We start from the raw sequence: 24,799 nt of genomic DNA, 5'->3' as shown, positions 1-24,799 counted from the left end.
ACGGCCCCGCCAACGGCGGCGCGGGGGAGGGAACGGCTAGTCTCCGGTGCCATGGAGCAGCGACATCTCGGCCGCACCGGCCTGCGGGTCTCCCGCATGGGGCTGGGCACCATGACATGGGGACGAGACACCGACGAGCACGACGCGGCCGACCAGATGAAGGCGTACATGGACGCCGGCGGGAACCTCGTGGACACCGCCGACGTATACGCCGACGGTGAGGCCGAGTACATGATCGGCCGCCTCCTCGACGGGTACATCCCGCGCTCGGAGGTGGTGATCGCGACCAAGGCCGCGAGCGTTCCGTACAGCGAGCGTCGCTTCGACGGGTCGCGCGGCCACCTGCTCCAGGCGCTCGACCACTCGCTGGCCCGCCTCGGCACGGACCATGTCGACCTGTGGCAGTTGCACGCGTACGATCCGTCGACGCCGCTGGAGGAGACCCTGCACGCGCTCGACCTGGCGGTCACCAGCGGGCGGGCCAGGTACGTCGGGGTGTCCAACTTCTCCGGCTGGCAACTGGCGAAGGCGGCCACGTGGCAGTCGGCGGCCCCCGGCCGGGTGGTCGTGGCCAGCACGCAGGTGGAGTACTCGCTGCTGCAACGCGGCATCGAGCGCGAGGTCCTGCCGGCGGCCCTCGACCTGGGCGTCGGCCTGCTCCCGTGGTCGCCGCTGGGGCGCGGGGTGCTGACGGGGAAGTATCGCCACGCCATGCCGGCCGACTCCCGGGGCGCCTCCGCCCACATGGGCCCCTTCGTCGCCCCGTACCTGGACGACCACTCCCGCCGCATCGTCGACGCCCTGGCCACCGCCGCCGACGGCCTGGGCGCGGCCCCGATCGAGGTGGCCCTGGCCTGGGTCCGCGACCGGCCGGGCGTGGTCGCGCCGATCGTGGGCGCCCGCAACGCCGGCCAGCTCCGGGCGTCGTTGGCGGCGGAGTCCGTGACGCTTCCGACCGAGATCCGGAACGCGTTGGAGGACGTCTCCCAGCCGATGACGGGTTACCCGGACGATTCGTGGAGCCAGGCTTAGGCGGGGTGTCGGTGATCCGATCGGCTCGGGCTGGTCGGCCGGAGGAACGAACTCCGGGGCCTGGTCGGTCGGTACGGAGCCGCCGGTGATGCGAGTCGGGATGTTTTCGCAGACGGGGTCTGCCCGGTCGGGGTGTGGCGTGGCGCCTGCTTGCCGATCGGCGGGGGTTCCACCCACTCCGGCGTGTCGAAGAGGTCGACGTACCGCGTCGGGAGCCGGCCGGGTGTCGTAGCCGTGCGACATCCCCGCATGTGATCGAGGCTGCCCTCGGTGACGCGCGTGTCGCCCAGGGTGTCATCCGGGCTCCGACGCCCCGGCGGCCGATGGGCGTCTTGTCGGTCGGTCCTGGTTGGTTGGGTGTGGAGCGTGCGGTCGGCGGGACGTCGGGACGGATGGTCGGGTCTGCGTTGGTCGCCGTTGGTCGGGGTGAGGTCGGTGTTCGGGGGTGCGCGGGTCGGGGGTTTCGCTGGATGGGGTGGGTCGACGGGGGCGGCTGCGGTGCGGCGGAAGGTGTCGGACGGCCGGGTACGGCAGTTTGGGACCATCGATTCCGGCGAGGGTCGGTGACACCGGCGCGGCCGGTGTGTGTCGGGGTGTTCGAGCGGACGATGTGGGTCGGGTGTGGCTGACGTGAGTGTGGGCGGCGTGAACGGCGGCGGTGCGGGAGCCGATCCGGAGGATGTGACCGAGCGTCGGACCGGGGCCGGTCCCGGGGCCACGGAGACCCGGGCCGGCTCCGAGCACGCGCCGTCGGATCCGGAGCCCGAACCGTCGGACGCCCGGGACAGCCGGCCGAAGGCCGACCCGGTGGCCCTCCTCCGCGACCAACTCGCGAGGTTGGCTCGCGGCGAGGCCCCCGAGGTCGTCGGCGGCGTGGCGCATATCGAGACCGCCGACCCGACCCACGCCGAGCGCGCCCGCCGCCGTACGACGGTGGCCGCGGAAGCCGCCGAGGCCGCCGCGATTGCCGCCGCGGAGGCCGAAGCGAAGGCCGCCGCCGAGAAGGCCAGGGGCGAAGCGGCCAGGGGCGAGGGGGCTTCGGCCGACTCTGCCGCTGGGGAGGATCCGGCACCTGCTTCCTCTTCCTCTTCCTCGTCGACGGACGAAGAGGCCCGCCGAGAGGTCGAGGTCGGCGATGACGCGCCGTCTCGTCGAGATGACGAGGCCGGTGACGAGGCAGCGCCTCATCGAGAGCCGGAAGCGGGTGCCGAGGCACGGTCCCACCGAGAGCCCGGGGCCGGCGACGAAGCGCCGCCTCGTGGGGAGCCGGAGGCCGGCGACGAAGCGCTGCCCCATCGAGAGGCCGAGGCCGGTGAGGAAGCGCCGCCTCATCGGGGCACCCGGCGTGCCCCTCGGCGCATCCATGATCTGGACCTCCCGCCGGAGCCGGACAACGAGGGCGCCGCCGTCGAATCGGACGGACCGGCCCCTGTCGACGCGTCGCCGAGCCCGGCCACCGGCGACGTCGCCACGACCGAGCCGGTTGACGAGGGTACGGAGGCCGACACCCCCGACGGCACCGCTCTCGCCCCTCAGCCGTCGGAGCCGGTGGGCGGCCCGACCAACCGGGCCGGCAGCGGCGACGCCCCACGCGCGGCCGATGAGAGCGCGGTCCGACCGCCGACCGCCGCCGACGCGGCGGCCGCGACGCCCCGGCCCGCCGACGAGGGCGCCGAGCGCGCCGACCGGGATCGGGCAGCGGAGGCGACGTCACTTCATGCGGAGGCTGCGCGCGGCGCCGACGCCGTGGAGGCCGTCGACGTCGGTACCGAGGACGCTTCCCCCGGCGTGGACGCCGAGAACGATGTTGTCGCTGCTCCGGATGGCGACGGCGATGGGCCGGGCCCCGTGCGGGGCGGTGGTGCCCTCGCTTCCGGTGGTGACGGCGGCAGGTCCCCGTTGGCGGGCGAGAGCGGTACGCCTCGGCGGCCGGGCGTTGCCGAGGGTGGTGGGCGTGAGCCGGGGGCCTGGGGGCGGCCCGGTGGTGGCGGTGCCTCCGACCCGGAGGTGGGGGAGGTGGAGCGGCGGCCATTCGCTGTTGTGGTTGCCGATGTTGCCCGGCTGCTGGGGGCCGCCGGGGCTCCCGAGGGGATGGCTCCCCAGGTGGTCGCCGCACTGGGGGGTGAGGCGGCGGAGTTGTTGGCGGGTGATCCGTGGGCGTTGCTCGGCGTGGCGGGGATCGCGCCGCAGCAGGCCGACCTGTTCGCGCGCGGGGCGTTGGGTGTCGCCTGGGCCGCCGACGATCCTCGGCGGGTGCGGGCGATTGTGCTGTGGCTGCTTCGCCGGGCCGCTCGCCAGGGGGATACCGCGATCGAGGCCGATGCCGTTCGGGCGGCGCTCGGGCACTTCGAGGTGGGTGAGCCCGACACCGCGTTGCGCGCCATATTGGCCGAGGGCCGGGTGATGGCTTTCGCCGCCGTACCGGCCGCCTCCGCCGAGGCGGGTGGCGGGGAGGACGGCGACTTCGACGAAACGGACGACGGCGACGGGGACTTCGAGGCGGACTTCGCCGCCGACTTCGAGGAGCCCGACGAACTCGCCGCCGTCGGTGGTGTGCTGCTCGCCCTGGACGACTACGCCCTCGCCGAGGAGGCCATCGCCGAAGCGGTCGTGCGGCTGATGTCGACGGTCGATCCCTGGCCGGAGTTCGGCGACGGCAAGCTCGATCGTGCGCTGGCCTCGACCGGCGTCGTGCTCTACGCGGCCGGTCCCGGTGAGGAGCCGCCCGCCGCGATTTCGGCCGTCGTCGCGAAGGTTCGTGCGGCCGGACGTCGGGTCGCCATGGTCGCCCCGACCACCGACGGTCGGGATCGCCTCGGCGCCGGTGCGGTCGGTCTGCGCGAGTTGGCCGCGATGGAACGTGGCCCGGACGGCACTCTCGAACTCGACCTCCTCGTCGTCACGGACGCGACCCTGCTCGACGTCACGGCCGCGGCGGCGATCTTCGAGGCGGTCCCCGACGGCGCCAGGCTCCTGCTGGCCGGCGACCCGGCCGGCCTCGAATCGACCGGTCCGGGACGGGTGTTCACCGACTTGGCCGCCACCGGCGCGATCCGTGCGCTGGTCGCGCCGAATGTCCCGGACGGACCCCTCGAAGCACTCGCGGACGGCATCCGGGACGGCCGGCTGCCACCGATTCGCGATCCCGAGCGCCGCGTCGTACTGATCCCCGCCCGCACCGGCGAGGAAGCCGTCCATCGCTGCGCCCAGTTGATGGTCGACTCGATTCCGAGGGCGATCGGCATCGCGGCGCGGGACGTGCTGGTCGTCGCTCCCCTGGCCACGGGGCCCGCCGGCGCGAACGCGCTCAACGCCGCCCTGAAGGCGCGGCTCAACCCGGGTACCGGCGGCGGGAGTTCGCCGACGCCGGGCGCCATCGACGTCGGCGACCGGGTGATCCGGGCCACGATCGACCCGAGTTGCGGGGTGGTCCAGGGGACGGTGCGCGAACTTTTGCCCGACGGTCGGGCGGTCGTGGTCTTCGGGACGGCCGCGCCGGAGGCCGTACCTCCGACGGAGCTTCGTCACGGCTGGGCCTTGACGGCCCGCCAATCCCTGGGCGTGCGGCGCCCGGCCGCGGTGGTCGTACTACCGGCCGAGGGCGCCGACGCCTACACCAGGGCCCTGATGTACACGCTCGTCACGCGAGGCGAGCGCCACGTCTCGATCGTGCACGCGGCCGGTCCGGCCCTCGCCGCCGCGGTGGCCGCCGACCCGAGCCGGCAGCGAACCACCCACCTGCGGCAGGCGTTCGGGGAGGCGGCCGGCTGAGGGACCCTCGGCGCCCGGGCTCGGTGAGCCCGGGCGGGGGCGTGCGCGCGGGCGTGGAGTTCAGTCGGCGAGGCGTTCGCCGGTGGACGTCGAGAACTTGTGGATCTCGTCGACGCGTGGGGCCACCCGCAGCGTCTCGCCCTTGTGCGGAACCCGGTTGCCGGGCACCCGGACGACCAGGGACGCGGGCGAGCCGTCTACCCGGGCGGTGCCGTATACGTAGGCGTCGGAGCCCAGTTCCTCGACCACGTCCACCATGACGGGCAGGCCGTCGGCGTCGGAGGTGACCTCCAAGTGCTCGGGGCGGATGCCGATCGTGATCCGCTCGGCCTTCTCGGCACGGGCCGTTTCCAGCGCCTCGCGGGTGAGCGGGATCGGGACGTCGCCGAACCGGAAGCCGTCCTCGGTCAGTTCGGTGTCGATCAGGTTCATCGACGGCGAGCCGATGAAACCGGCCACGAACACGTTGTTCGGGTGCTCGTACATCCGACGCGGGGTGTCGACCTGTTGGAGGATGCCGTCGCGGAGTACGGCGACGCGGTCGCCCATGGTCATCGCCTCGACCTGGTCGTGCGTCACGTAGACCGTGGTGGTGCCCAACCGCCGTTGCAGGCCCGCGATTTGGATGCGGGTCTGGACGCGGAGCTTGGCGTCGAGGTTGGACAGCGGCTCGTCCATGAGGAATACGCGCGGTTCGCGGACGATCGCGCGGCCCATCGCGACGCGTTGACGCTGACCGCCGGAGAGCGCCTTCGGCTTGCGGTCGAGGTATTCGGTGAGGTCGAGGATCTTCGCGGCCTCGGTGACGCGTCGGGCGATCTCGTCCTTCGGCCGATGTGCGATCTTGAGCGCGAAGGCCATGTTCTCGGCCACCGACATGTGCGGGTAGAGCGCGTAGTTCTGGAACACCATCGCGATGTCGCGGTCCTTGGGTTCGAGGTTGGTGACATCGCGGTCGCCGATGCGGATCGCGCCCGAGTTCACGTCCTCCAGGCCCGCGAGCATCCGCAGGGCGGTGCTCTTCCCGGAGCCGGACGGGCCGACCAGGACGAGGAATTCGCCGTCGCCGATCTCGAGCGAGAGCTGGTCGACGGCGGGCCTGTCGCCCTTGGTGTACCGGCGGGTGGCCCGGTCGAACGTGACGGTAGCCATGGAGTCGCGCCCCTCACCCGGCGGGAACGTGCCGGACGGTCCTAGGTAGTGGGGGTATCAGCGTGTCGAGGGAGCGGGGGTGTGGGGTCGGGGCGCGCGGACGATGTCACCCACGTGAGTGACGCCGGTGCGCCGGGTGGCGGGGCGGGGGCGGGGTGGGGCGGGTGGTGTGACGCGGTGCGCGCGGGGCCGGCCGCGTCGTGGTCCGTCAGTCCGTTTCGAGGACTTCGAAGGTGTCACCCACGTGGAGGATGCCGGTGGTGTGGGCGGGGAGTTCGGGGATCAGGTTCTGGCCGAAGATCAGCTTCGTACCGAAGCGGCGGTGCCTGCCCAGGGTCCGGAGCGGTTCGGGGCCGCGTTCGCCGGTCCACTGGTCGGTGGTGGTGATGACGCAGCGCGAACACGGCTTGACCACGCGGAAGACGACGTCGCCGATCCGGATCCGACGCCAGTGGTCCTCGGCCCAGGCCTCGGGTTCGTCGATGACCACGTTGGGGCGGAAACGGTTCATCGGCAGCGGGGATTCGACGAGACCGTTCAGCGCTTCGAGTGAACCCGTCGTGGTCAGGAGCAGCGGAAAGCCGTCCGCGAAGCTCACTCGATCGGATGAGTCCGCGTACCTCTGATCGGGCAACCGTCGGGTCGGGTCGTCCAGGTGGACGAGCCGCACGTCGATGCCCAGCAACTTCCCGAACCACGTATGCGCGTCGTCCGGGCCCATGGCGGCCTCGACCTCGTCGTTCCAGACCGTCACCGGCACGAGCCGGACCTCGGCGGGCGGCTCGACCCGGAGTTCGTCCATCGAGGGCGCCCGGACGACCAGTCGTCCGCCGTCCTCCTGACGTACCGTCACGGTCGCGAGCAGGGGCTGCTTGCGCTGGCTGAGAAACCGTCCGGTGGCGTCCACCAACATCCAACGCCGGTCCCCGGCAAGGCCCCACGGCTCGACCACGGCCTCGGAGAGGTCGATGCCACGGGCGGACTTGATCGGGTACAGGTGCAGGGAGGCGAGATGGCGGTGGTGCATGGCTTCACTGTTTCACGCCGGCCCGTGAGGGCCGACGGCGGCTCGGCGCGGCGCTTCGGCTCGGGGACGGCCACGCGGGACGTACGGGTATGACGACTCTCGGTACTCGACCTCGTTCGGGCGTGCGCTCGGCGGCGTTCGCTCAGTAACGGGGCGGGAATTGGCCCGGCTCGCCCATGTTCGGCACACGCGGCGCGGGCACCTGCGGCGGCTGGACGTACTGCGCGGCGTACTGCCCGGCACCCGGCTGCGACTGGTGCACGGCCGGCTGCGGAGCCTGCGGCGCGGCCGGGGCCATCGACGCGTAGCCCGACATGGGCGCGTTGTTGTACTGACCGCCCCCGTACTGCGGAGCGCCACCGTACTGCGCGGGCACCGGCAGCGGCGCGGGGAGCGCGGGCATCGGCGCGGGCGCGTTGTAGCCGTAGCCCGGGGTCGACGAGCCGTACGCGGGCGCGGGCGACGAGTACGAGGAGGGCAGCGCCGGGAGGGCGGGGAGCGCCGGTCGTTCGCCGAAGAGCGGGTGCATGGCGAAGTCCGGGAGGGGCACGTTGAAGGGGCCGATCTCCGGCCGGCCCCGTTCGGCCACCAGCCGGTCGTAGATCGGGGTCTCCGAATACGGCGAGTAGATGCCGCCGTCATAGGCGCGAGCCGAGGTCATGGCCGATAAGGTACGCGATTCGCGGCGCTTGCGAACCCCCTGGGTCGTGACGAATTTCAGCGGGTTGCGTCTGAACTTCGTCAAGGCTTGCCAACAGCCCGCGCCGGGGTGCTTCCGCCACCTGCGCGGGCGATGTGATAGGGCGTCACATTTAGGTCGTTTCCGCAACTCCCGACACCCGGCGTCAACCAAGCCAACGGGCGTGTCGGGAAGGCGGCGCGGGGCACGGGGGGGCCGAGCCGGAGGGCCTGGCCGCCGCGACGGGAGGCATGCGGCTTTGTGTGCGGGGGCGGGTGGGGGTGCGGTTGTCGGTTTGGCGGGGCTTGGTCGTGATGGGAGGTATGCGGCTTCGGGTGCGGGTGCGGGTGCGGTTTCGTGCGCGGGTGCGGCGGTCGGTTTGGCGGGGCCTGGTCGCGACGGGAGGCATGCGGCTTCGTGTGCGGGGTACGGCTGCCGGACCCGGCAGGGCCCGACCCTGACGGGAGGCATGCGGCCTCACTTCCGGGGCGGGTTGCGGGGCGCGGCGGCCGATCCTGGCGGGGCCGACGCTTGACGGTAGGCCGCGGGTCGCGCCCTGGGACGGCGGCTGCGGGGCGCGGCTGCGTGACTTGGCGGGGCCCGACGTCGACGGCAGGTATTTGGCCTCGCCTGGGGACGTCGGCTGGGGCACCGGCGCGTGACTCGGCGGGCTTCAACCTCGACGGCAGGCCCAGCCGTCGCCTGCGGACGCCAACTCCGGCGGGCGGTATCGGACTTGGCGGGGCCAACCTCGACGGCAGGCTTCTGGGGTCGCCTGGGGACGTCGGCCGGGACGCGCCGCCGCGTGACCTGGTCGGCCCCAACCTCGACGGCAGCCCTCGCCGTCTCCTGCGGAGGCCAACTGCGGGGTGCAGCCGCGTGACCTGGCGGGCCCCAACCTTGGCGGCAGGCACTTGGCCTCGCTTGGGGACGTCGGCCGGGACGCGCCGCCGCATGACCTGGTGGGCCCCAACCTCGACGGGAGGACGTGGGCCTCGCTCCTGGACACCCATCGCGCTGACGGGCAGGCCCTCAGGTCGACCGCAGGAATCGGGCCTCTCTTGCGGACGTCCGCTGCGAAGTGGCGTCGCTAGACCGCCAAGCCGACCGCAGGGCTGGGGACTTGCTTGCGGACGTCTGCGGGGATGCACCGCTGCTGCTCCATTCGGCGGGTCCTCAGGCCGACCGCAGGCCTGGACCTCCTCTGGGACGTTCGCTGCGATGTGCCGCAGCCCGACCCCCAAGTCGACCGCAGGCATCGGCCCCACCTCGGACGCTTGACGCGCCTCCCGACCCGGCGGCCCCCTCAGCCGACCGCAGGGGTCGGGCCTCACCCTCGGCCGCCCGCCGCACCGCTGCGCCGGACCTGGCGGGCTCAACCTCGACGGCAGGGCTCGAGCCCTCGCCTGCGGACACCGACTGCGATGCGCCGCCGCGCCCGACCCGGCGGGCTTCGATCCCGATCACGGGGCTCGGGCCACGCCCACGGCCGCCCACGGCTGCCCGCGCCTGCCTGATCTGGCAGCACCATGCCGACCGCAAGGCTGGGACCCCGCCCCTGGACACCCACCGCGATGCACCGCAGCCCGACCCGGCAGACCGCCAAGCCGACCGCAGGGCTCGGCCCTTGCTTTCGGACGCCCGACGCACCGCAGCCCGCCCGGGCGAACCGCCGAGTCGAGTGCGGAGCTTGGGCCCGGTCGGGTTTCCCGGGGGCCTTCCCGGTTGGTCGGATGTTTCCGGGGGCGTCGCGCTTATTGCTTCGGGCTGGCTGGTGCGGGGTTGGTCCGAGTCGGTGGTGGGCCGCCGCCGGCGTGCGGGCTCCATGACCCGAAGCTCCCGACGAGACGGGCCTGTTGCTCGGCGGAAAACCGGCCGGCAACGGCGGGCAGGGTGGCGGTCGGGTCGAGACCTTCGGGGTGCCCTTCCCAGGGAGTCGGCTGCTCTCGGCGGGCGTTGCGCTTTTGGTGGCGGGTGGCTGGTGCGGGGCCGGTCAGAGTCGGTGGTGGGCCGCCGCCGGCGTGCGGGGCTCCGAGGCTGCCGGTCTTCGGCGAGGCGGGCGCGTTGGTGGGCGAAAAAGCGGCCAGCAGCGGCGGGCAGGGAGGGCGCTCGGGTGGGGTCCTCCGGGTGGCCTTCCCGGGTGGGTCGGGTGCTTCCGGCGGGCGTTGCGTCTTTGGTTGCGGGTGGCTGGTGCGGGGTTGGTCTGAGTCGGTGGTGGGCCGCCGCCGGCGTGCGGGGCTCCGAGGCTCCGGCTTCTGGCGATACGAGCGTGTTGCACGGCGAAAAACCGGCCGGCAGCGGCGGGTGGGGAGGGCGGCCGGGTCGAGTCTTTCGGGTGGCCTTCCCGGGTGGGCCGGGTGTTTTCGGCGGAGGTTGCGTTTGTGGTTGCGGGACCGGCTGGTGCGGGGTTGGTCTGAGTCGGTGGTGGGCCGCTGCCGGTGTGGGGGCTTGGGGTGTGGGGTTTCGTCGGGGCGGGGGCCTGGGTCGGGGGAAGGGCGACCTGCGGCGGGTGGCCGGGGAGGGGGTCGGGTTGGGTTCCGCCGGGCTTGCGTTCCCGGGTGGGTCGGGTTTGTTTCGGCGTGCGTTGCGGCTTTGGTTGCGGGTGGCTGGTGCGGGGCTGGTCAGAGTCGATGGTGTGCCGCCGCCGGCGTGCGGGGCTCCGCGCCGTCGGCTCCCGACGAGGCGAGCGTGTTGGTCGGCGAAAACCGGCCGGAAGCGGGAGGGCGGTCGGGTTGAGTCCTCCGAGGAGCCCTTCCTGCTGGGTTGGGACGTTTTCGGGGGTGTTTGGAGGGGAGTTGGGGTTCGAAACCGGATCGCGGTGGGTGGTTGTGGGCTTCGGGCTTCGGTGACCTGCGGTTTTGTGGGGTCGGGATGGAAAGTCGGGCGTCGAGTGCCGGTTTCGTGCGCTCCGGCCTCCTCAAGACCGCCGTGGAGACCGAAACTGCCCGGTCGGGGTCGGCTTCGGGCGCTGCGATCTCGCAGAGGCCGTCGAGCCAACCGAAAGTGCCCAGTGGGAGCCGAAACCGGATCCCGAAGCACACGAAAAAGCTTCCCTCCCCGCTGACCTGCGGTTTTCTCTCGTGCCGAGACTGCGGCACTCCACGCCGTCCGGTTTCGTGAACTCCCGCCCCCACACAAGCCCACCGCACCTCGAAACGCCCTGCCCAACCCACCCGGGAAGGCCCTCCGGAGAACTCGACCGGGCCGCCCTCCCCGCCCACCGCTGCCGACCGGTTTTCGCCGACCAACACGCTCGCCTCGTCGGGAGCCGACGGCGCGGAGCCCCGCACGCCGGCGGCGGCACACCATCGACTCTGACCAGCCCCGCACCAGCCACCCGCAACCAAAGCCGCAACGCACGCCGAAACAAACCCGACCCACCCGGGAACGCAAGCCCGGCGGAACCCAACCCGACCCCCTCCCCGGCCACCCGCCGCAGGTCGCCTTTCCCCCGACCCAGGCCCCCGCCCCGACGAAACCCCACACCCCCAAGCCCGCACACCGGCGGCGGCCCACCACCGACTCAGACCAACCCCGCACCAGCCGGCCCGCAACCAAAGCCGCAACGCCCGCCGAAAGCAGCCGACTCCCTGGGAAGGGCACCCCGAAGGTCTCGACCCGACCGCCACCCTGCCCGCCGTTGCCGGCCGGTTTTCCGCCGAGCAACAGGCCCGTCTCGTCGGGAGCTTCGGGTCATGGAGCCCGCACGCCGGCGGCGGCCCACCACCGACTCGGACCAACCCCGCACCAGCCAGCCCGAAGCAATAAGCGCGACGCCCGCCGAAAGGGCCCGGCTCACACGGCAAAACCCCCGGCGGGCTCGACCGGAGTGCCCTCCTTCCCCGCTGCTGCCGGCTGGTTTTCGCCGAGACATGCTCGTTGCGCCGGGAGCTTCGGGCCTTGGAGCCCTGCACGCCGGCAGCGGCCCCTCACCGACTCGGACCGGCCCCGCACCAGCCACCCCCAACCACCGGCGCAACGCCCGCCGAATGCACCCGAGCCACTCTGGGAGGCCCCTCGGCGGACTCGACCAAAGCGCCCTACCTCACCGCCGTTGCCAGCCGGTTTTCGCCGACCAACAGGCCCGTCTCGCCGGGAGCCCTGCGCCTTGGAGCCCCGCACGCCGGCGGCGGCCCATCACCGACTCTGACCAGCTCCGCACCAGCCACCCACAACCCCAGGCGTAACGGCCGCCGGAAACACCTGACTCATTCGGGAAGACCTCTGGAAACCCGACCGGACCACCTTCCCGCTCTCGCGTTGCCCGGCCGGTTTTCGCCGAGCGACTGAGATGCCGTTGACCTTCCGGAAAGTGATCCCGCGTAAGCGTGCAGGATCGTGGCCCACGCGGCCTGGCGACGCGCACCCGCGCGTCCCCGACCTGGTCCGCCCGCGATTTCACCACGGCCCGGCCGGGAGCCAAACTTGTCGGCGGCGTCGTCTCAATTCCGGCCCGGGAGGGGTTTCCTTGCCTTGCTGTCGTTATCGACTGCTGCGTTGAGGGTTTTTGCAATCGCTGACAAATTCTCTCAAGAGTGAGCTATTACATGCCGCTCGAAGCCCTGCGGGACCACGACGAATCCAGAATAGCGGCGTGAAAGGACAACAAGCAGAAGGCATTTCGGAAGACGTGAAGTGTCTCAGCTACGTCGTTGGGAGACGGGGTGGCCGGGCATTGGGTATCGAAGTCGGCCGGTTCGAAGCAAGAGGTTAAATTCAAGGCCTCCTCGGGATGTTCGAGGATGGCGATCGGATTCGTGAAAGTTGGCTTTCGGGTGGCCTGGGGCGAGGTTGCTTTTCCCGAGATGATCGGCTTGGGTGGTGATTTTATGGCGGGCCTGTGAGGTAACCCGATAAAGGCGAGCGCCGGTCGAAGATGATGAGGGCGAATTTGTCTGCGGGGAGTGATTTAGCGGGGGATGATCACGGCGACGGTCTGAGTAGTGGCGAACGGTCGGCGTCGAAAATGCATGACTGTGAGATCGTCGTGCCCGATACGGTTTGTTATCAGATGATTTAGTCCGAAATGGTCGCTATCAAAATAGGTCTCAGGGATGGACGCTTCGAGGCGTTTAACTCCGTGATGCTTACTTCAAGATGATTGGTGCTTAATTATGTGCTCTGGATATTAGTTCTGCTGAGATGAGTGGTGCTGAGATGATTGAGGCTAGGATGATTTGGCTTGAGATGGGCGCTCCGGAGACCGTTGGCCCCGAGATGCTTACGGGATGGATCGTTCTGGGCAAGAGCTTTTGGACCGGGTGTGATTCCTGGGAGCGTTGATGGGGCTCGATGGCTTTTGGGAGATGGATTGTTGCGAGACGGGTTGAGTCGGGAAAAGGGTGCGTTGGTTGATGAGCTGCTGCCGCCGGCCGGGGGGATTGATCCGCCGCCGGTTCGGGCCGTGTTGTTCGATCGGATACACGGGGGATGGATCGGGCGATGCCTTGGTGTTCATGAAGCGAGGCGGGGATCGGGTGCCGGGCTTGCCGAGGATCGCAGTGACGCGGTGGATCGGGCGGTTTTGAGTCTGCGGGTTTTGGAGTTGTACGGGCCGGGGTTCACGAGTGCGCAGGTTGGCGGATTGTGGTTGCTTACCATGCCGTTCCTACGGCCTTTTGGGGCGGAGCAGGCCGCGTTTCTGCGTCTGCTTGAGGGCGAGTTGCCCCCGGCCACGGCAGGTGACGGGAGTGGGTCGGGCGCATCGGGTGAGGCGATGATGCGGGCCGACCTGTACGGCTATGTGGCACCCGGGGATCCCCGGCGGGCGGCTCGGTTGGCTCGGAAGGATGCGGTGGTGTCGCATGCCGGGGAGGGGATGTACGCCGCTATGTGGTGTGCCGCCCTTGCGGCGGCGGCCTTCACGGCTCGGGATGTGGTGCAGGCGGTGGGAGTTTCGTTGCGGCACGTTCCGGTGGAGTCGGGGGTGTCGCGGGTGGTTCGGGACGTGTTGGTTGCGTATGCGCGTGGGTGGGCCTGGGATCAGGTGGTGGCCGACGTGGGGCCGGGGTCCGGGAGCGATGATCGGCACGACGCATCGGCGAGCGCGGGGCTGATCGCGGCTGGGTTGTTGTGGGGAGGCACCGACCCGGCTCGGCAGATTGGGCTGGCTGTGCGCGACGAGTGGGATGTTCATGCCATCGCGCCGCTGGTGGGCTCGATCGCGGGTGTGTTGTACGGCGCCGAGGCGGGATGGCCGGCGGAGGCGGCGACTCGGGTCGAGACCGCGTTGCCCGGGGAAGCTGCCTGCGCGTTGCGGGAGTTGGCGCGGCGCACTCTTGCGGTGAGCGGTACGGAGTTGCCCCTGAGGTGATGCTTGGACCACGGGCTGAGCGGCTTGGGGCGGCTGGGGCCTGGTCGATACCGGGTTGGTTGGCGGTTGGTTGGTTGGCAGGTTGGTTGGTTCGTTCGTTCGTGCGCGGGTTTTGTGGCCGGGCGCGGTGTGGCGGCCGGCTGCGGGTCCCCGTTGGGCGATTTGGATTATGGCGACTGCTGACGACTGCTCCGGGGAGGCGTCGGTGTGTCTGCTGGGGTAGTTGCGTTGTGGGTGTCGGCCGTCGGCGGTGCCGGACTGCCTCCTGAGGTGACGCTTGGTGGGTGGCCGCCGTTTGGGTTGGCGGCGGGCGACGTGTGGGGGCTGATGCGGGCGCCGGGTTGGACGAACCGGGTCCGTGGGGGTGTCCCGCCAAGGTCTTTGGGCGCTGGGGTAGTTGGCGCGGTGGACGTTGGCGGTGAGTCGTGCGGTGTTGCCTCCGGAAGGATCGGGGCGGTTTTGGTGGGTTGGGCTGGGGCCAAGGTGTGGTGGCTGGGCGCGGGGCCGGGTGTGTGGTGGCCGGCTGGCTGGGTGGGCCTGGCCGTGTCCGGCTGCGTCGCCAAGGCATCTGCTTTTTTGGGGAGTTGGCGGGGTGGCGTCGGGCAGCGGGTGGTGCTTGCCGGTGAGGGATGCGGCTGGGCTTCTGGTTCGGCGGGGGCGGCTGCGTTGAGAGGGGGCCTCGCCGGCGTGGGTTGGTTGCTGGGGCTGGTGGTGCGTGGGGTGTGGTGGCTGGTTGGACGGGCTCGGGCATGGCGGTTGCCCTGGTGGGGTGTGGCTGGCGGCGGTGGGGGACGGGCGGGCCCTGAAGGGTGGTTGGGCTGTGGGCTTGGTGGGGTGGGTGGACTGTGGTGGTGGTGGGTTGACCTCGGGCTTTCACGACGGGCTTGTGCTGTTCTTGATCGGATAGCCGGAGAGTACTGCTGAGCTGCAACGATGCGGCTTGCCGGGAGTTCTGTCCGCGCTGCGAACGAAGAAGCACTCCCCGGGTGAACGAGCGCATCGGGCCGCTCCCACCTGTTCGAGCCCTTGTCGGCGGTGGCGGTGGCGCGTAAGGACCCGCAAAATGGCTGGTCGCGGGTGTGACCTGTGCTGGATTCTGAGCGTATGCCTCGACGTCTGATGTTCGTGCAGTTGAAGACCGGCTACAACACCGACCGCGGACCCTCGTGGATCGGGTGGGTGGACTTCTCGAAGACCTGGAGCACCGCGTACTTTCATGGCCGGACACTGCGCCGGGCAGCGGGGATGTTCGACGCGAACTTCTACGACGTGCAGACCAACGAGGAGTTCTGGGTCTCCGGGCCGAAGCGGGACCGCACCGACACCCGCTACGGCCCCTCCAACTCCGAAATCGAGCCGGACGCCGTCGAGACCTATCACGCCTTCCTGGAGGGTGCTGCCCTGCCGGGCCGAGAAAACGGCTAGCCGCGCGCTCTCGTGAGCCGGCCTGTCCGCTTCTTGATCAGACACATGGAGAGTGCTCTGACCTGCAACGATGGGACTTGTCGAGGGTTCTGTCAGCTGCAAGGAAAGAAGCACTCCCCGGTGAAGCAGGCCATCGGGTCGTATCCGCCCGTCCGCGTCCGCGTCCGGGGCGACGGGGGCGCAATCGTCTCGCGGGCCGGCGGTGTGCTCCTGCTGGAGATCGTTCGCAAGTCCGGTCCGGAAGCGGCGATATCGGCGGCGTTGACGCCGTGGCGCAAACAGCGTGCGGTGCACGATCCGGGCACGGTGCTACCGGACCTCGCCCTCGCCCTGGTGGTGGCGCTGGGCGGGGGCTTCCTGGCGGACGTGGCCGGCCGTGCTGTGGGCCGAACCGCAACTGTTCGGGCCGGCGGCATCCGGCCCCACCGTCTTGCGCTTGGTGGAGACCCTGTCCGTGGCCGGGCCCCGCGCGCCGACCGCGATCCGCCGAGCCGGGGCCGAGGTTCGGACGCAGGTCTGGAAGCTTGCCGGGGTCGATGCCCTCGACGCGGACGGGCAGGTGATCGTGGACATTGACGGGGTGCCGGTGCCGGTGTCGGTGCACTCCGGGAAGCAGGGCGCGGCCGCGACCTGGAAGCGGACCTTCGGACACCACCCCCTGATGGCGTTCGTCGACCACGGAGCGGCCGGGTCCGGGGAATCTGTGGCCGGGCTGCTGCGACCGGGCAACGCGGGCGGCAACACCGCCGCCGACCACATCACCACCACCCGCCTGGCGCTGGGACAGTTGCCTGAGCACTACCGGTGCGGACGGCGGACCCTGATCCGCATCGACTCCGCCGGCGGCACCCACGCGTTCCTGAACCGGCCGACCGCGCGCGGCCGGTGGCCGTCCTACTCGGTTGGGACGACGATCACCGAAGTGGTCCACCACGCGGTGCCGCATATCCCGGCCCAGTCCTGGACGATTGCGCTCGAACCTGACGGCCAGGTCCGCGACGGCGCCCGGGGCGCCGAACTCGCAGGCGACGTCCTGAAGGGCCGGTCGATCGGGATGCGACTGATCGTCCGTAAGGAACGCCCGCACCCCGGTATGCAGTTGAGGTTCAACGACGTCGACGGGCTGCGTCTGACCCGTTTCGCCACCAACACGAACGGTACGGCGATCGCGGCCCTGGAACTGCGGCACCGCCAACGAGCCCGTGCCGAGGACCGCATCCGCGCCGCCCGCGACACCGGACCGGCCTGCGCAACCTGCCCCTGCACCACAGCGCCCAGAACCGGATTCGGCTGGAGATCGTGCAACTCGCCTTGGGCCTCCTCGCTTGGAGGCCGATGCTCGCCCTGACCGGCACCGCCCGCCGCTGGGAACCCAAGCGCATGCGTCTGCGGCTGTTCTCCGCCGCCGCCCGCCTGGCCACCACCGGGTGCCGCCGAATACACCGACTGGCCCGCCACTGGTCCCGGACGGATGCGATCACCACAGCCTTCGCCCGGCTACCAGCACTACCGAACCCCGCCTGACCTGCGGCAACGACTCACCGCGACGAGCGACCAAACACCCCGGAACCGCGGAACCCGGCGCCCACCCGACGCGACGGTCGAGCCCACAACATGGCCGCCACCGCCCCGCCAAGCCGAAGCGGCCCGCCAGGCAAACCGGCAGACCGTCACGAAAGATCGAGGTTAGGCGATCCAGGGCGGGGTGATTTGGGGGGATTGGGATTGGGATTGGGAGTCGGAGTCGGGGTCGGTCGTGGGAACGTATGCGTGGGAATGGGCGGGAGATGTGGCTATTGCGGAGAAGCCGGATTCCGGGTGGGAGTGGAGTTGGCGGGGGGTGTTGGCCGGGAGGATCAGGGTGTCGCCCGTGGTTGCGGCGAATTGTTCGCTGTCGATGGTGACGGTGAGGGCGCCGGCGATGATGGTCCAGATCTGTTCGGTGTCGATGACGTGGAGTGGACCGGAGATTGCCGGGGGCATGTCGACACGCCACAGGGCTGTGTCGGTGCCGCCCTGGGTGGGGGAGGCGTAGGTGGTCATGACGGCGTTGGGGGTCTTGGTGACGCGGGCTTCGGTGCCGCGGATGACAGGCATGTGGTGATCTCCTAGACTCGTGCGCAATTCGACAACGTTGTTGTCTTTGCTGGTGGCTCAGATAGTGAACCAGGTTGTCTATCTGTGTCAAGAGAGTCGTCAGGAGACGTGTTCATGGCTGCTTCGGGAGTGGGCGGAGCCGATGCGGACGGTGCGGCCGCGGAGCCGCCCGGCTTCGAGCTGCCGTTGCGGCTGTTGATGGCCTTTCGGGTGTTGATCGACGAGGTGCATGCGGAATTGGCTCGTCAGGGGCATCCGGACATGCGGCCCATGCATGGCTTCGTGTTTCAGGCGATCGGTCCACACGGGACCACGGCGGCGGATCTCGGGCGGCTGTTGGGGGTTTCGAAGCAGGCGGCGGGCAAGACGATCGATGGGCTGGAGCAGCTGGGCTACGTCGAGCGGCACACGGATCCGAACGACGCGCGGCGCAAGCTGGTTGGACTCACCGCGCATGGGGTCGACTCGTTGGTGAAGTCGGCCGCGATCTTCGAGGACGTCAGGGCCAAGTGGGCGGACCGGCTCGGCGCGGATCGGTTGCGTGCGCTGGAGGCGGATCTTCGGCTGATGACGCCCGGGGACGCGATCCACCTCGACATGCCGGCCTGGTTCGGCGGCGGCTGAGCGGCCGACCCGACGGCGGGCGAGCGGCCGAGTTGCTCGAACGGATCCGGGTCAAGTGCCTGCCGGTGCCCATCGGCGAATCCGCCCCGATCACCTCGGTGGCGACGAGGCCGGCAGCTCCCGCCGGGAGCGGCGCCACCTGCGCGGACCGCTGGATCAAGCACACCACCCCCGAACCGAAGTACCGCGCGTCACCCGCCGAAACGGAGGCAGCCGAGGCAGCCGAGGCGGCAGGCCGGCCCGGTTCGACAAGGAGAGGTACAAGCGACGCAAAGAAGTCGAGCCTACGATTACCGGCTCGAGCGTCCAGGAGCGTGGCCACTCGACATGACCGGCGTGCCTACGTGTTCACGGGCACCGTCACCGCGGCCTCGATCCGCCCGGGCTCGGGCCCCGACGCGCCGGTCCCGTCAGCGGGCTTCCAACTCTTCGGCCCGCCGCTCGAGTTCGGCCGCCACATCGTCCCAGTCCGGACCGTGCAGCCAAAGGTTCCGCGCGGCCTCCCGGAGAAGAGCCGGCTCGTCCGGCCGCTGTAGCAGTACGAGGCGATAGGCGAGGTTGCGGATCCACACCGGAAGCCGGCCGTCGACCAGGTGTGGACAGAGCTTCCGCAGCATCGACAAGATCGCGTCCGCGTCAGCGAACGTCAGCTCTTCGACGAAGTAGTGCTCACGGTGCTCCCGACCGCACGCCGGTGTCGGATCGTACTCATCTCCGTAAAGACACCGGGCGTGCTCGGTCAGCGTGCTGTGCATGCGCCGCAGCCTACGACGTCGTGATCCGCCGGACAGGCCCTACGAGGCGGCGTACGGCGGGGCGGGCCATCGGGCGGCGCCGATCGGGAACGCGGTTGCTGCGGGGTAGGGTTGCCCCCGCGCCGGGGCGGGGCGGCTCGCAGACGAAAGCGCGCTGCCCCGGGGAGCCCGTGCATCTGGCATCCGCGCTCCCGCGCCCGGGTTCCCGCTCGCGGCTCCACTTGGGCACACGTCCGCGCCGCGCCTTGATGCCGCGTTGGGCTCCGCGTCTGTGCCGCCCGGCCCTTTGCGCTCGCGCCCCGCGCCTTTGCGTCTCGCGCCCCGCGCCCCGCGCCCCGCGCCTCGCGCCTCGCGCTGTGTCCGTTCCCGGGGACTTCGCCCCTGTACCTCGTGCCGCGTTGATTTCCGGGGCGGGCTTGGGTTTGCGGTTCCGGTGCCCGGGAGGTGGGGGCTCCGGCTTGGGGCGGGGGGTTACTCCTCTGGGATTAGTGGGGGTCCCTTGACGTCGGGTGGAGTAATGCGGAGATCGGTCCTTGGCCGGACGAGTGGGGTGGGGTTGGGCGGAAGCCTTGGGGCATGGAGATTTTGGCGCGGGAAGAGAGCGGCTCGGGGGTCGACCCGGGCGTGCCCGTACGGTCACGGCCACGGCCGCCGCGGCGGGGGCGGTTGTGGGGGTTGCCGTGGGTTGTGGTGGGCGGATGGGTGCTGGTGGTGCTGGTGGCGGGGATGTTCGCCGCCAAGCTCGGTGACGTGCAGCGCAACGAGGCCGTGGACTACCTGCCCGCCAACGCCGAGTCCACCCAAGTGGCCCGGATCCAGGGCGGGTTGCCGGGCGGCGACGCCATGGACGTACAGATCGTGTATCGCCGCGACGGCGGATTGACGCCCGTCGACCGGCAGACGGCCGCCGCGGGGGTCGCCGACGTGGTGGCTCGGCATCCGCTCGTGGGTGGTGCGGCGCCGGCCGTGCAGGAGTCGGTCGATCACACCACGCTGCGCTACGCGTTGTCCGTCGACCGCCGGGGCGCCGAACCGGACGACATCGTGCCGGACATCCGAACTCTCGTGGAGCGGCATCCCGACGGGCTCGACGTGCGCGTCGGTGGGCCCGGCGGCATCACGGCGGACATGCAGGAGGTGTTCTCGTCCATCGACGGGACGCTGATGCTCGCGAGCGTGCTCGTGGTGGCCGTCTTGCTCATGCTGACCTACCGCAGCCCCTACCTCTGGATCGTCCCGCTCGTCTGCGCCGGAGTCGCGGTGGCCGTCGCGACGGCGACGGTGTACGGGTTGGTGCGGGCGTTCGGGATCACCGTCACCGGGCAGAGTTCCGGCGTGTTGACGGTGCTCGTGTTCGGGGCGGGCACCGACTACGCGCTGCTCCTGGTGGCCCGCTACCGCGAGGAACTGCGGGTACACGAGCGGCCGTTGGCGGCCATGCTCGCCGCGCTGCGCGGTTGCGGGCCCGCCGTGCTGGCCTCGTCGGGGACGGTCGTGGTCGGGCTGCTCTGCCTCACCGCCGCCGATCTGAACAGCAGTCGGGGCATGGGGCCGGTCGGGGCGGTGGGCGTGGTGTGCGCGCTCGCGGTGATGACGACCCTGCTGCCGGCGATCCTCGTGTTGCTCGGGCGGCGGGTGTTCTGGCCGTTCGTGCCGGTGTTCGGGAGTACGCCGAAGCCGGGGCGCGGGGCCTACGCGCGGATCGGAACGTCGGTGTCCCGGCGGCCGATCGCCGTGCTCGTCGCGGGAGTGGTGCTGCTCGGAGCCGCGGCGTTGACCGCGTTCGGGCTGCCGGGCGCGCTGCGGCAGAGTGACGGCTTCACGAAGAAGCCCGAGTCGATCGTGGCCCAGGAGATGTTGAGCGCGGCCTTCCCGGAGCAGTCCGGTGCGCCGATCGCGGTGCTGGTGCGGAGCGAGCGGGCCGAGGCCGTGCCGGCGGCGGTGGGCTCGACCGAGGGGGTCGAGCATGTGCGTCAGGGACGAACGGCCGGTGGGTGGACGGAGATCCTGGCCTTCGCGAAGGATCGACCCGAGTCGGCCGGGGAGCATGCCACGATCGAGCGCCTGCGGGCGATACCCGATGTCCGAGTCGGCGGCCCCACCGCGCAGCAGATGGACACCGCGCACACCACGGCCAGGGACCGCCGCGTCGTCGTGCCGCTCGTACTCCTCGCGGTACTGCTGGTGTTGATCGTGCTGTTGCGCAGCCTGGTGGCGCCGCTGATCCTGGTCGCCGCCGTCGGGTTGGTCTGGGCGGCGTCGCTCGGACTGGGCGGGCTGGTCTTCGAGCACGGCTTCGGGTACGCGGGCGTGGACGCGCAAACGCCGCTGCTGACCTTCGTGTTCCTGGTCGCGCTCGGAGTGGACTACGGCATCTTCCTGATGCACCGTGTGCGGGAGATGGCGCTGCGCGGGGATTCGGTCCGGATCGCCGCGCCGGCCGCGCTGGAGACCACGGGCGGGGTGATCGCCTCGGCCGGGTTCGTGCTCGCGGCGACCTTCTCGGTCCTCGCGCTGCTGCCGCTGGTCTCCCTCGTGGAACTCGGATTCGTGGTCGCGGTCGGGGTGTTGATCGATACCTTCCTGGTCCGGACGTTCCTGGTCACCGCGGCGAGCGTGGCGCTGGATCGGTGGATCTGGTGGCCCGGCCCGCTGTCCCGACGGTCCACGCGGGACACGACCGGGACCCGGCAGGCGCAACCGCCCGCGTCGTCCCGGAAGATGGCGGTGTGACGACACGAACGAGGTGGGGTGGGGCGTCCGCCGCGGACGCCCTGCTCGCCGTCCTGTTGGCGGCGGGGGCGCTCGGCGCGGCGCGGGTGTGGTCGGCGCAGCGGGCGCTGGACCCGGTCGGCGTGGCGCTGTTGGTCGGTGCCACGCTTCCGCTCGCCTGGCGTCGGGTCCGGCCGGGGACGGTGCTGGTGCTGACGTTCGCGCTCACCGTGCCCTACCACCACCGCGAATATCTGCACGAGAGCGCCGCGGTGCCGGCGTTGGTGGCGTTGGGGACATACGCGGCGTACGTGCGGCGCGGGGCGGCCGTCGTGGTCGGGGTGGCGGCGCTGACCGTGGCGATCGTGGCGATGACCCTGGGTGGTAGCGACGGGCCGAGCTGGCGCGATCGTTGCGGGATGGCGGGCTGGGTGGTCGCGGCGGTGATCGCGGGTCAGGCGTGGCGCAGCCATCACGACTACGTGAGCGCGATCATCGATCGGGCCGAGCGGGCCGAGCGCACCCGGGACGAGGTGGCCCGGCGCCGGGTCGCCGAGGAACGCCTGCGGATCGCGAGGGACTTGCACGATCTGCTGGCGCACAGCATCACGCTGATCGGCGTCCAGGCGGGGGTGGCCGCGCACCTGGCCGCGCAGGAGCCGCCGGCCGACCGCACGGTCATGGTGGGCGCGTTGGACACGATCGCGCAGACCTGCCGGGACGCCCGCCACGAGCTGCGGGCCACGCTCGCGGTGTTGCGGGACGCCGAGGAGGTCGCGTCGTACGAGGCGGTGCCGGGCCTGTCCGGTCTCGACGGCCTGGTCCCGCTGGCGGGCGCGGCCCGCTCCGCCGGCATCGACGTCACCCTGACCGGACACGACGGCCCGACGCCCGCGCCCGAGGTGGGCGTCGCCGTGTACCGGATCGTGCAGGAGGCGCTGACGAACGTGGTCAAGCACTCGCAGGCGCACACGGTCCGGGTGGAACTGATCGCCGATGACGCCGAGTTGCGGGTGAGCGTGGTCGACGACGGGCACGCGAAGGGGGTCGGGGAGGGCACCGGCTTCGGCATCCTCGGAATGACCGAACGGGCCCGCAGCGTGGGCGGCACATTGGTCGCGGGCCCGGCTCCCGAAGGCGGGTTCGCGGTCTCGGCGGTGTTGCCGATGGCACGGTCGGAGGACGCGGGGTGAAGGCGACGCCGTCGTGCCGACTGCCCGGCCGCGCCGGTTGTGCCGGCTGTGCCGACCGCCCCGGCCGGCGGGTTTCGGATGAACGGGGGAGTGTGTGATGGGCGATACCTTGCGGGTGTTGCTGGCCGACGATCAGCATCTGGTGCGGTCGGCGTTCGCGATGTTGGTGGCCTCGGCGGCCGACATGGAGGTGGTCGGTGAGGCCGCCGACGGGCGGGCCGCGCTCGAACTCGCCCGGGAGTGCGAGCCGGACGTCGTGGTGATGGACATCCGGATGCCGATCCTCGACGGCATCGAGGCGACGCGGCTGATCGCGGCGGATCCGGAGTTGTCCCGGGTCCGGGTGCTGGTGTTGACGACCTACGAGGACGACGAGAACGTGCTGGCCGCGTTGCGGGCGGGTGCCGGCGGGTTCCTGGTCAAGGACACGCGCCCGGCCGAACTCCTGGCCGCCATCCGCACGATCGGGGCCGGCGAGGCGCTGCTGTCGCCGGGCCCGACCGCACGGTTGATCTCGCGCGTGTTGCGGATGCCGGCGACGGCGAGCACGGGTGCGCCGGGCTCGACGCGGGTGGCCGACCTGTCGGCGCGCGAACGCGAGGTGTTGACGCTGGTCGGACGAGGGCTGACGAACGCGGAGATCGGCACGCTGCTCGGGCTCAGCCCGCTGACGGCCAAGACGCACGTGAGCCGCATCATGGCCCGGCTCGGCGCCCGGGACCGGCCACAACTGGTGGTCATCGCCTACGAGTCGGGGCTGATCGTGCCGGGGGACGACCTGTCGCCGACGTAGCGTTCGGGCCACGGCGTACCGGGACCGCCACCGAGGCCCCACCGAAACCACGACCCCCGGACCCCGACCCGCCCGGACGGCCCGCGCCGCCCCCCGGCTTCGCGCGCCGCTCAGTCCCGGTACTCCGCCTCCGGCGCCGTCGCATCCCCCGACTCCGGGATGTAGCGCCCCAGGTAGGTGTCGAACAACCGACGCCAGGTGCCGTCGCGCCGGATGCGTTCGAGGGACGCGTTGACGAAGCGGACCAAGTCCGTTTTGCCCTTGGCGATTTCGAGCCCATAGGGCTCCCTGGTCAACTTGGGCCCGACCATGCGGATGAAGCGGTCCTGCGCCTGGAGGCCGGCCATGACGGTGTCGTCGCCGACCGCCGCGTCGGCTTGGCCCTGCTGGATGCGGACGAGGCAGTCCGTCCAGTTGTCGCCGGTGACGTCGACCAGGCCCCGCGTGGCGTGTACCGCGTCGGCGGCGGTGGTGCCGCCGACCGTACACACCCGGGTCCCGCTCGGCAGACCGGCGAGGCCTTTCGTGTGGTCGGCGCCCGCGGCCGGGGTGTCGTCGACGATCAGTACCCGCTGGCCCGACTCGTAGTAGATCGAGCTGAAGTCGACCACGGCCCGGCGTCGGCAGTTGACGGTGACGGACTTCGCCACGATGTCCACCGTGCCGTCCGCGACCGACTGTTCGCGGATGTTGTTCGGCACCACCCGAAAGCGCAGTCGATCCGGGTCGTTGCCGCCGAACAGGTCCGCGGTGATCTCCCGCACCAGGTCGACGTCGAAGCCCTTGAGCCGGTTGTGGTCGGTCACGTCGGCGTAGCCGAACGGGTAGGCGCTCTGGTCGATACCGACGATCAGGTAGCCCCGCTCCAGGATGCGGGTGAGCGAACCGTCGGTGCGGTAGTCGGCCGCGCGGGGCGGGCCGGAGGCGGGCCGCAGGCTCGCGGTGGGGTTCCCGCAGGCGGCGGGTGGTTCGGTGCCGGCTCCAGGGGCGAACCCGGGTGCGGTCGCGCCGGCGTCGGCGGGTGCGCCTGACGTCGTGGAGCGGGCGGACGTACAGGACGCCAGTGCCGCGAGCACGATCAGTGCGACCGCCATCGACAGCGCGGACGTCCGCCGAAGTCCGGTTCTCCGGCCTCGCCGAAGCCGGACCCCCCGGTCGCTCCGACGTCGCGGGTGTCGAGCCGCGCGCGGAGCGCTCCCGTCGGGACACCGAAGTCCCGTGCACGG

General features: G+C 71.2%; 14 protein-coding genes and 2 pseudogenes. 10 read left to right on the top strand and 6 right to left on the bottom strand.

The annotated features are described in order from the left end of the window. Positions 1 to 51: 51 nt before the first annotated feature. Together ACFRCG_RS14740 and ACFRCG_RS14735 are read left to right on the top strand one after the other, a co-directional pair. Positions 52 to 1,032, top strand: a complete 981-nt coding sequence (locus ACFRCG_RS14740; protein ID WP_380031524.1) for an aldo/keto reductase — start codon at positions 52 to 54, stop codon at positions 1,030 to 1,032. A 621-nt stretch (positions 1,033 to 1,653) separates the two neighbouring features. Then, entirely contained in the window at positions 1,654 to 4,803 is a 3,150-nt protein-coding gene (locus tag ACFRCG_RS14735; protein ID WP_380031522.1) for an AAA family ATPase, read from the top strand. 60 nt (positions 4,804 to 4,863) lie between these two features. Here the strand turns inward: ACFRCG_RS14735 and ACFRCG_RS14730 are convergent, their stop codons facing one another. From ACFRCG_RS14730 to ACFRCG_RS14720, 3 genes are all read right to left on the bottom strand, one after another. Then, complete coding sequence (locus ACFRCG_RS14730) at positions 4,864 to 5,955, bottom strand: ABC transporter ATP-binding protein (RefSeq protein ID WP_380031519.1); 1,092 nt, start codon at positions 5,953 to 5,955, stop codon at positions 4,864 to 4,866. Positions 5,956 to 6,163: 208 nt separating this feature from the next. Next, positions 6,164 to 6,982, bottom strand: a complete 819-nt coding sequence (locus ACFRCG_RS14725; protein WP_380031517.1) for an MOSC domain-containing protein — start codon at positions 6,980 to 6,982, stop codon at positions 6,164 to 6,166. A gap of 142 nt (positions 6,983 to 7,124) precedes the next feature. Beyond that, positions 7,125 to 7,643, bottom strand: a complete 519-nt coding sequence (locus tag ACFRCG_RS14720) for a DUF6643 family protein (RefSeq protein WP_201260900.1) — start codon at positions 7,641 to 7,643, stop codon at positions 7,125 to 7,127. A gap of 5,281 nt (positions 7,644 to 12,924) precedes the next feature. Here ACFRCG_RS14720 and ACFRCG_RS14715 point away from each other — a divergent pair. The 3 genes and pseudogenes from ACFRCG_RS14715 (at position 12,925) to ACFRCG_RS14705 (ending at position 16,923) form a co-directional block, all read left to right on the top strand. Beyond that, entirely contained in the window at positions 12,925 to 13,974 is a 1,050-nt protein-coding gene (locus tag ACFRCG_RS14715; RefSeq protein ID WP_380031515.1) for an ADP-ribosylglycohydrolase family protein, read from the top strand. Positions 13,975 to 15,078: 1,104 nt separating this feature from the next. Beyond that, positions 15,079 to 15,399, top strand: coding sequence for a hypothetical protein (locus ACFRCG_RS14710; RefSeq protein ID WP_380031513.1), 321 nt, complete (start codon positions 15,079 to 15,081; stop codon positions 15,397 to 15,399). Positions 15,400 to 15,519: 120 nt separating this feature from the next. Further along, positions 15,520 to 16,923: pseudogene (locus ACFRCG_RS14705) on the top strand (IS1380 family transposase). A 162-nt stretch (positions 16,924 to 17,085) separates the two neighbouring features. Here ACFRCG_RS14705 and ACFRCG_RS14700 read toward each other — a convergent pair. Then, the gene (locus tag ACFRCG_RS14700) at positions 17,086 to 17,496 is read right to left on the bottom strand and encodes a cupin domain-containing protein (RefSeq protein ID WP_380031510.1); all 411 of its coding nucleotides are present in this window, start codon (positions 17,494 to 17,496) and stop codon (positions 17,086 to 17,088) included. Positions 17,497 to 17,610: 114 nt separating this feature from the next. Between ACFRCG_RS14700 and ACFRCG_RS14695 the strand changes: the two genes are divergently transcribed. Together ACFRCG_RS14695 and ACFRCG_RS14690 are read left to right on the top strand one after the other, a co-directional pair. Beyond that, the gene (locus ACFRCG_RS14695) at positions 17,611 to 18,120 is read left to right on the top strand and encodes a MarR family winged helix-turn-helix transcriptional regulator (protein WP_380031508.1); all 510 of its coding nucleotides are present in this window, start codon (positions 17,611 to 17,613) and stop codon (positions 18,118 to 18,120) included. Positions 18,121 to 18,181: 61 nt separating this feature from the next. After that, a pseudogene (locus ACFRCG_RS14690) lies at positions 18,182 to 18,500 on the top strand (IS5/IS1182 family transposase); the annotation flags it as partial. A gap of 30 nt (positions 18,501 to 18,530) precedes the next feature. Here the strand turns inward: ACFRCG_RS14690 and ACFRCG_RS14685 are convergent. Next, entirely contained in the window at positions 18,531 to 18,875 is a 345-nt protein-coding gene (locus ACFRCG_RS14685; protein WP_380031506.1) for a hypothetical protein, read from the bottom strand. Between the two features lie 576 nt (positions 18,876 to 19,451). Here ACFRCG_RS14685 and ACFRCG_RS14680 point away from each other — a divergent pair. The 3 genes from ACFRCG_RS14680 to ACFRCG_RS14670 all read left to right on the top strand — a co-directional run bounded on the left by ACFRCG_RS14680 (position 19,452) and on the right by ACFRCG_RS14670 (position 23,573). After that, on the top strand, positions 19,452 to 21,608 hold the full coding sequence (locus ACFRCG_RS14680; RefSeq protein ID WP_380031504.1) for an MMPL family transporter: 2,157 nt from the start codon (positions 19,452 to 19,454) through the stop codon (positions 21,606 to 21,608). Then, entirely contained in the window at positions 21,605 to 22,780 is a 1,176-nt protein-coding gene (locus tag ACFRCG_RS14675; RefSeq protein ID WP_380031503.1) for a sensor histidine kinase, read from the top strand. The genes ACFRCG_RS14680 and ACFRCG_RS14675 overlap by 4 nt, the downstream gene beginning before the upstream one ends. A gap of 97 nt (positions 22,781 to 22,877) precedes the next feature. Beyond that, positions 22,878 to 23,573: a response regulator gene (locus ACFRCG_RS14670; protein WP_380031501.1), complete on the top strand. Its 696-nt coding sequence runs from the start codon at positions 22,878 to 22,880 to the stop codon at positions 23,571 to 23,573. 110 nt (positions 23,574 to 23,683) lie between these two features. Here the strand turns inward: ACFRCG_RS14670 and ACFRCG_RS14665 are convergent, their stop codons facing one another. Beyond that, positions 23,684 to 24,667 carry a transporter substrate-binding domain-containing protein gene (locus ACFRCG_RS14665; protein ID WP_380031498.1) on the bottom strand — a complete coding sequence of 328 codons (984 nt, stop codon included), beginning with the start codon at positions 24,665 to 24,667 and terminating at the stop codon, positions 23,684 to 23,686. Between the last annotated feature and the right edge of the window lie 132 nt (positions 24,668 to 24,799).

The sequence above is a fragment of the Embleya sp. NPDC056575 genome, assembly GCF_042793325.1.
In the GTDB taxonomy this organism is placed as follows: Bacteria; Actinomycetota; Actinomycetes; order Streptomycetales; family Streptomycetaceae; genus Embleya.
Note: the sequence above shows the minus strand (reverse complement) of the source record. Positions and strands in the feature narration are given on the sequence as shown.

Bases quoted from the DNA above. Each gene is read 5' to 3' on its own strand.
- ACFRCG_RS14740 (WP_380031524.1), top strand. From the start codon at position 52: ATGGAGCAGCGACATCTCGGCCGCACCGGCCTGCGGGTCTCCCGCATG.
- ACFRCG_RS14730 (WP_380031519.1), bottom strand. From the start codon at position 5,955: ATGGCTACCGTCACGTTCGACCGGGCCACCCGCCGGTACACCAAGGGC.
- ACFRCG_RS14725 (WP_380031517.1), bottom strand. From the start codon at position 6,982: ATGCACCACCGCCATCTCGCCTCCCTGCACCTGTACCCGATCAAGTCC.
- ACFRCG_RS14720 (WP_201260900.1), bottom strand. From the start codon at position 7,643: ATGACCTCGGCTCGCGCCTATGACGGCGGCATCTACTCGCCGTATTCG.
- ACFRCG_RS14710 (WP_380031513.1), top strand. From the start codon at position 15,079: ATGCCTCGACGTCTGATGTTCGTGCAGTTGAAGACCGGCTACAACACC.
- ACFRCG_RS14700 (WP_380031510.1), bottom strand. From the start codon at position 17,496: ATGCCTGTCATCCGCGGCACCGAAGCCCGCGTCACCAAGACCCCCAAC.
- ACFRCG_RS14695 (WP_380031508.1), top strand. From the start codon at position 17,611: ATGGCTGCTTCGGGAGTGGGCGGAGCCGATGCGGACGGTGCGGCCGCG.
- ACFRCG_RS14685 (WP_380031506.1), bottom strand. From the start codon at position 18,875: ATGCACAGCACGCTGACCGAGCACGCCCGGTGTCTTTACGGAGATGAG.
- ACFRCG_RS14680 (WP_380031504.1), top strand. From the start codon at position 19,452: ATGGAGATTTTGGCGCGGGAAGAGAGCGGCTCGGGGGTCGACCCGGGC.
- ACFRCG_RS14670 (WP_380031501.1), top strand. From the start codon at position 22,878: ATGGGCGATACCTTGCGGGTGTTGCTGGCCGACGATCAGCATCTGGTG.
- ACFRCG_RS14665 (WP_380031498.1), bottom strand. From the start codon at position 24,667: ATGGCGGTCGCACTGATCGTGCTCGCGGCACTGGCGTCCTGTACGTCC.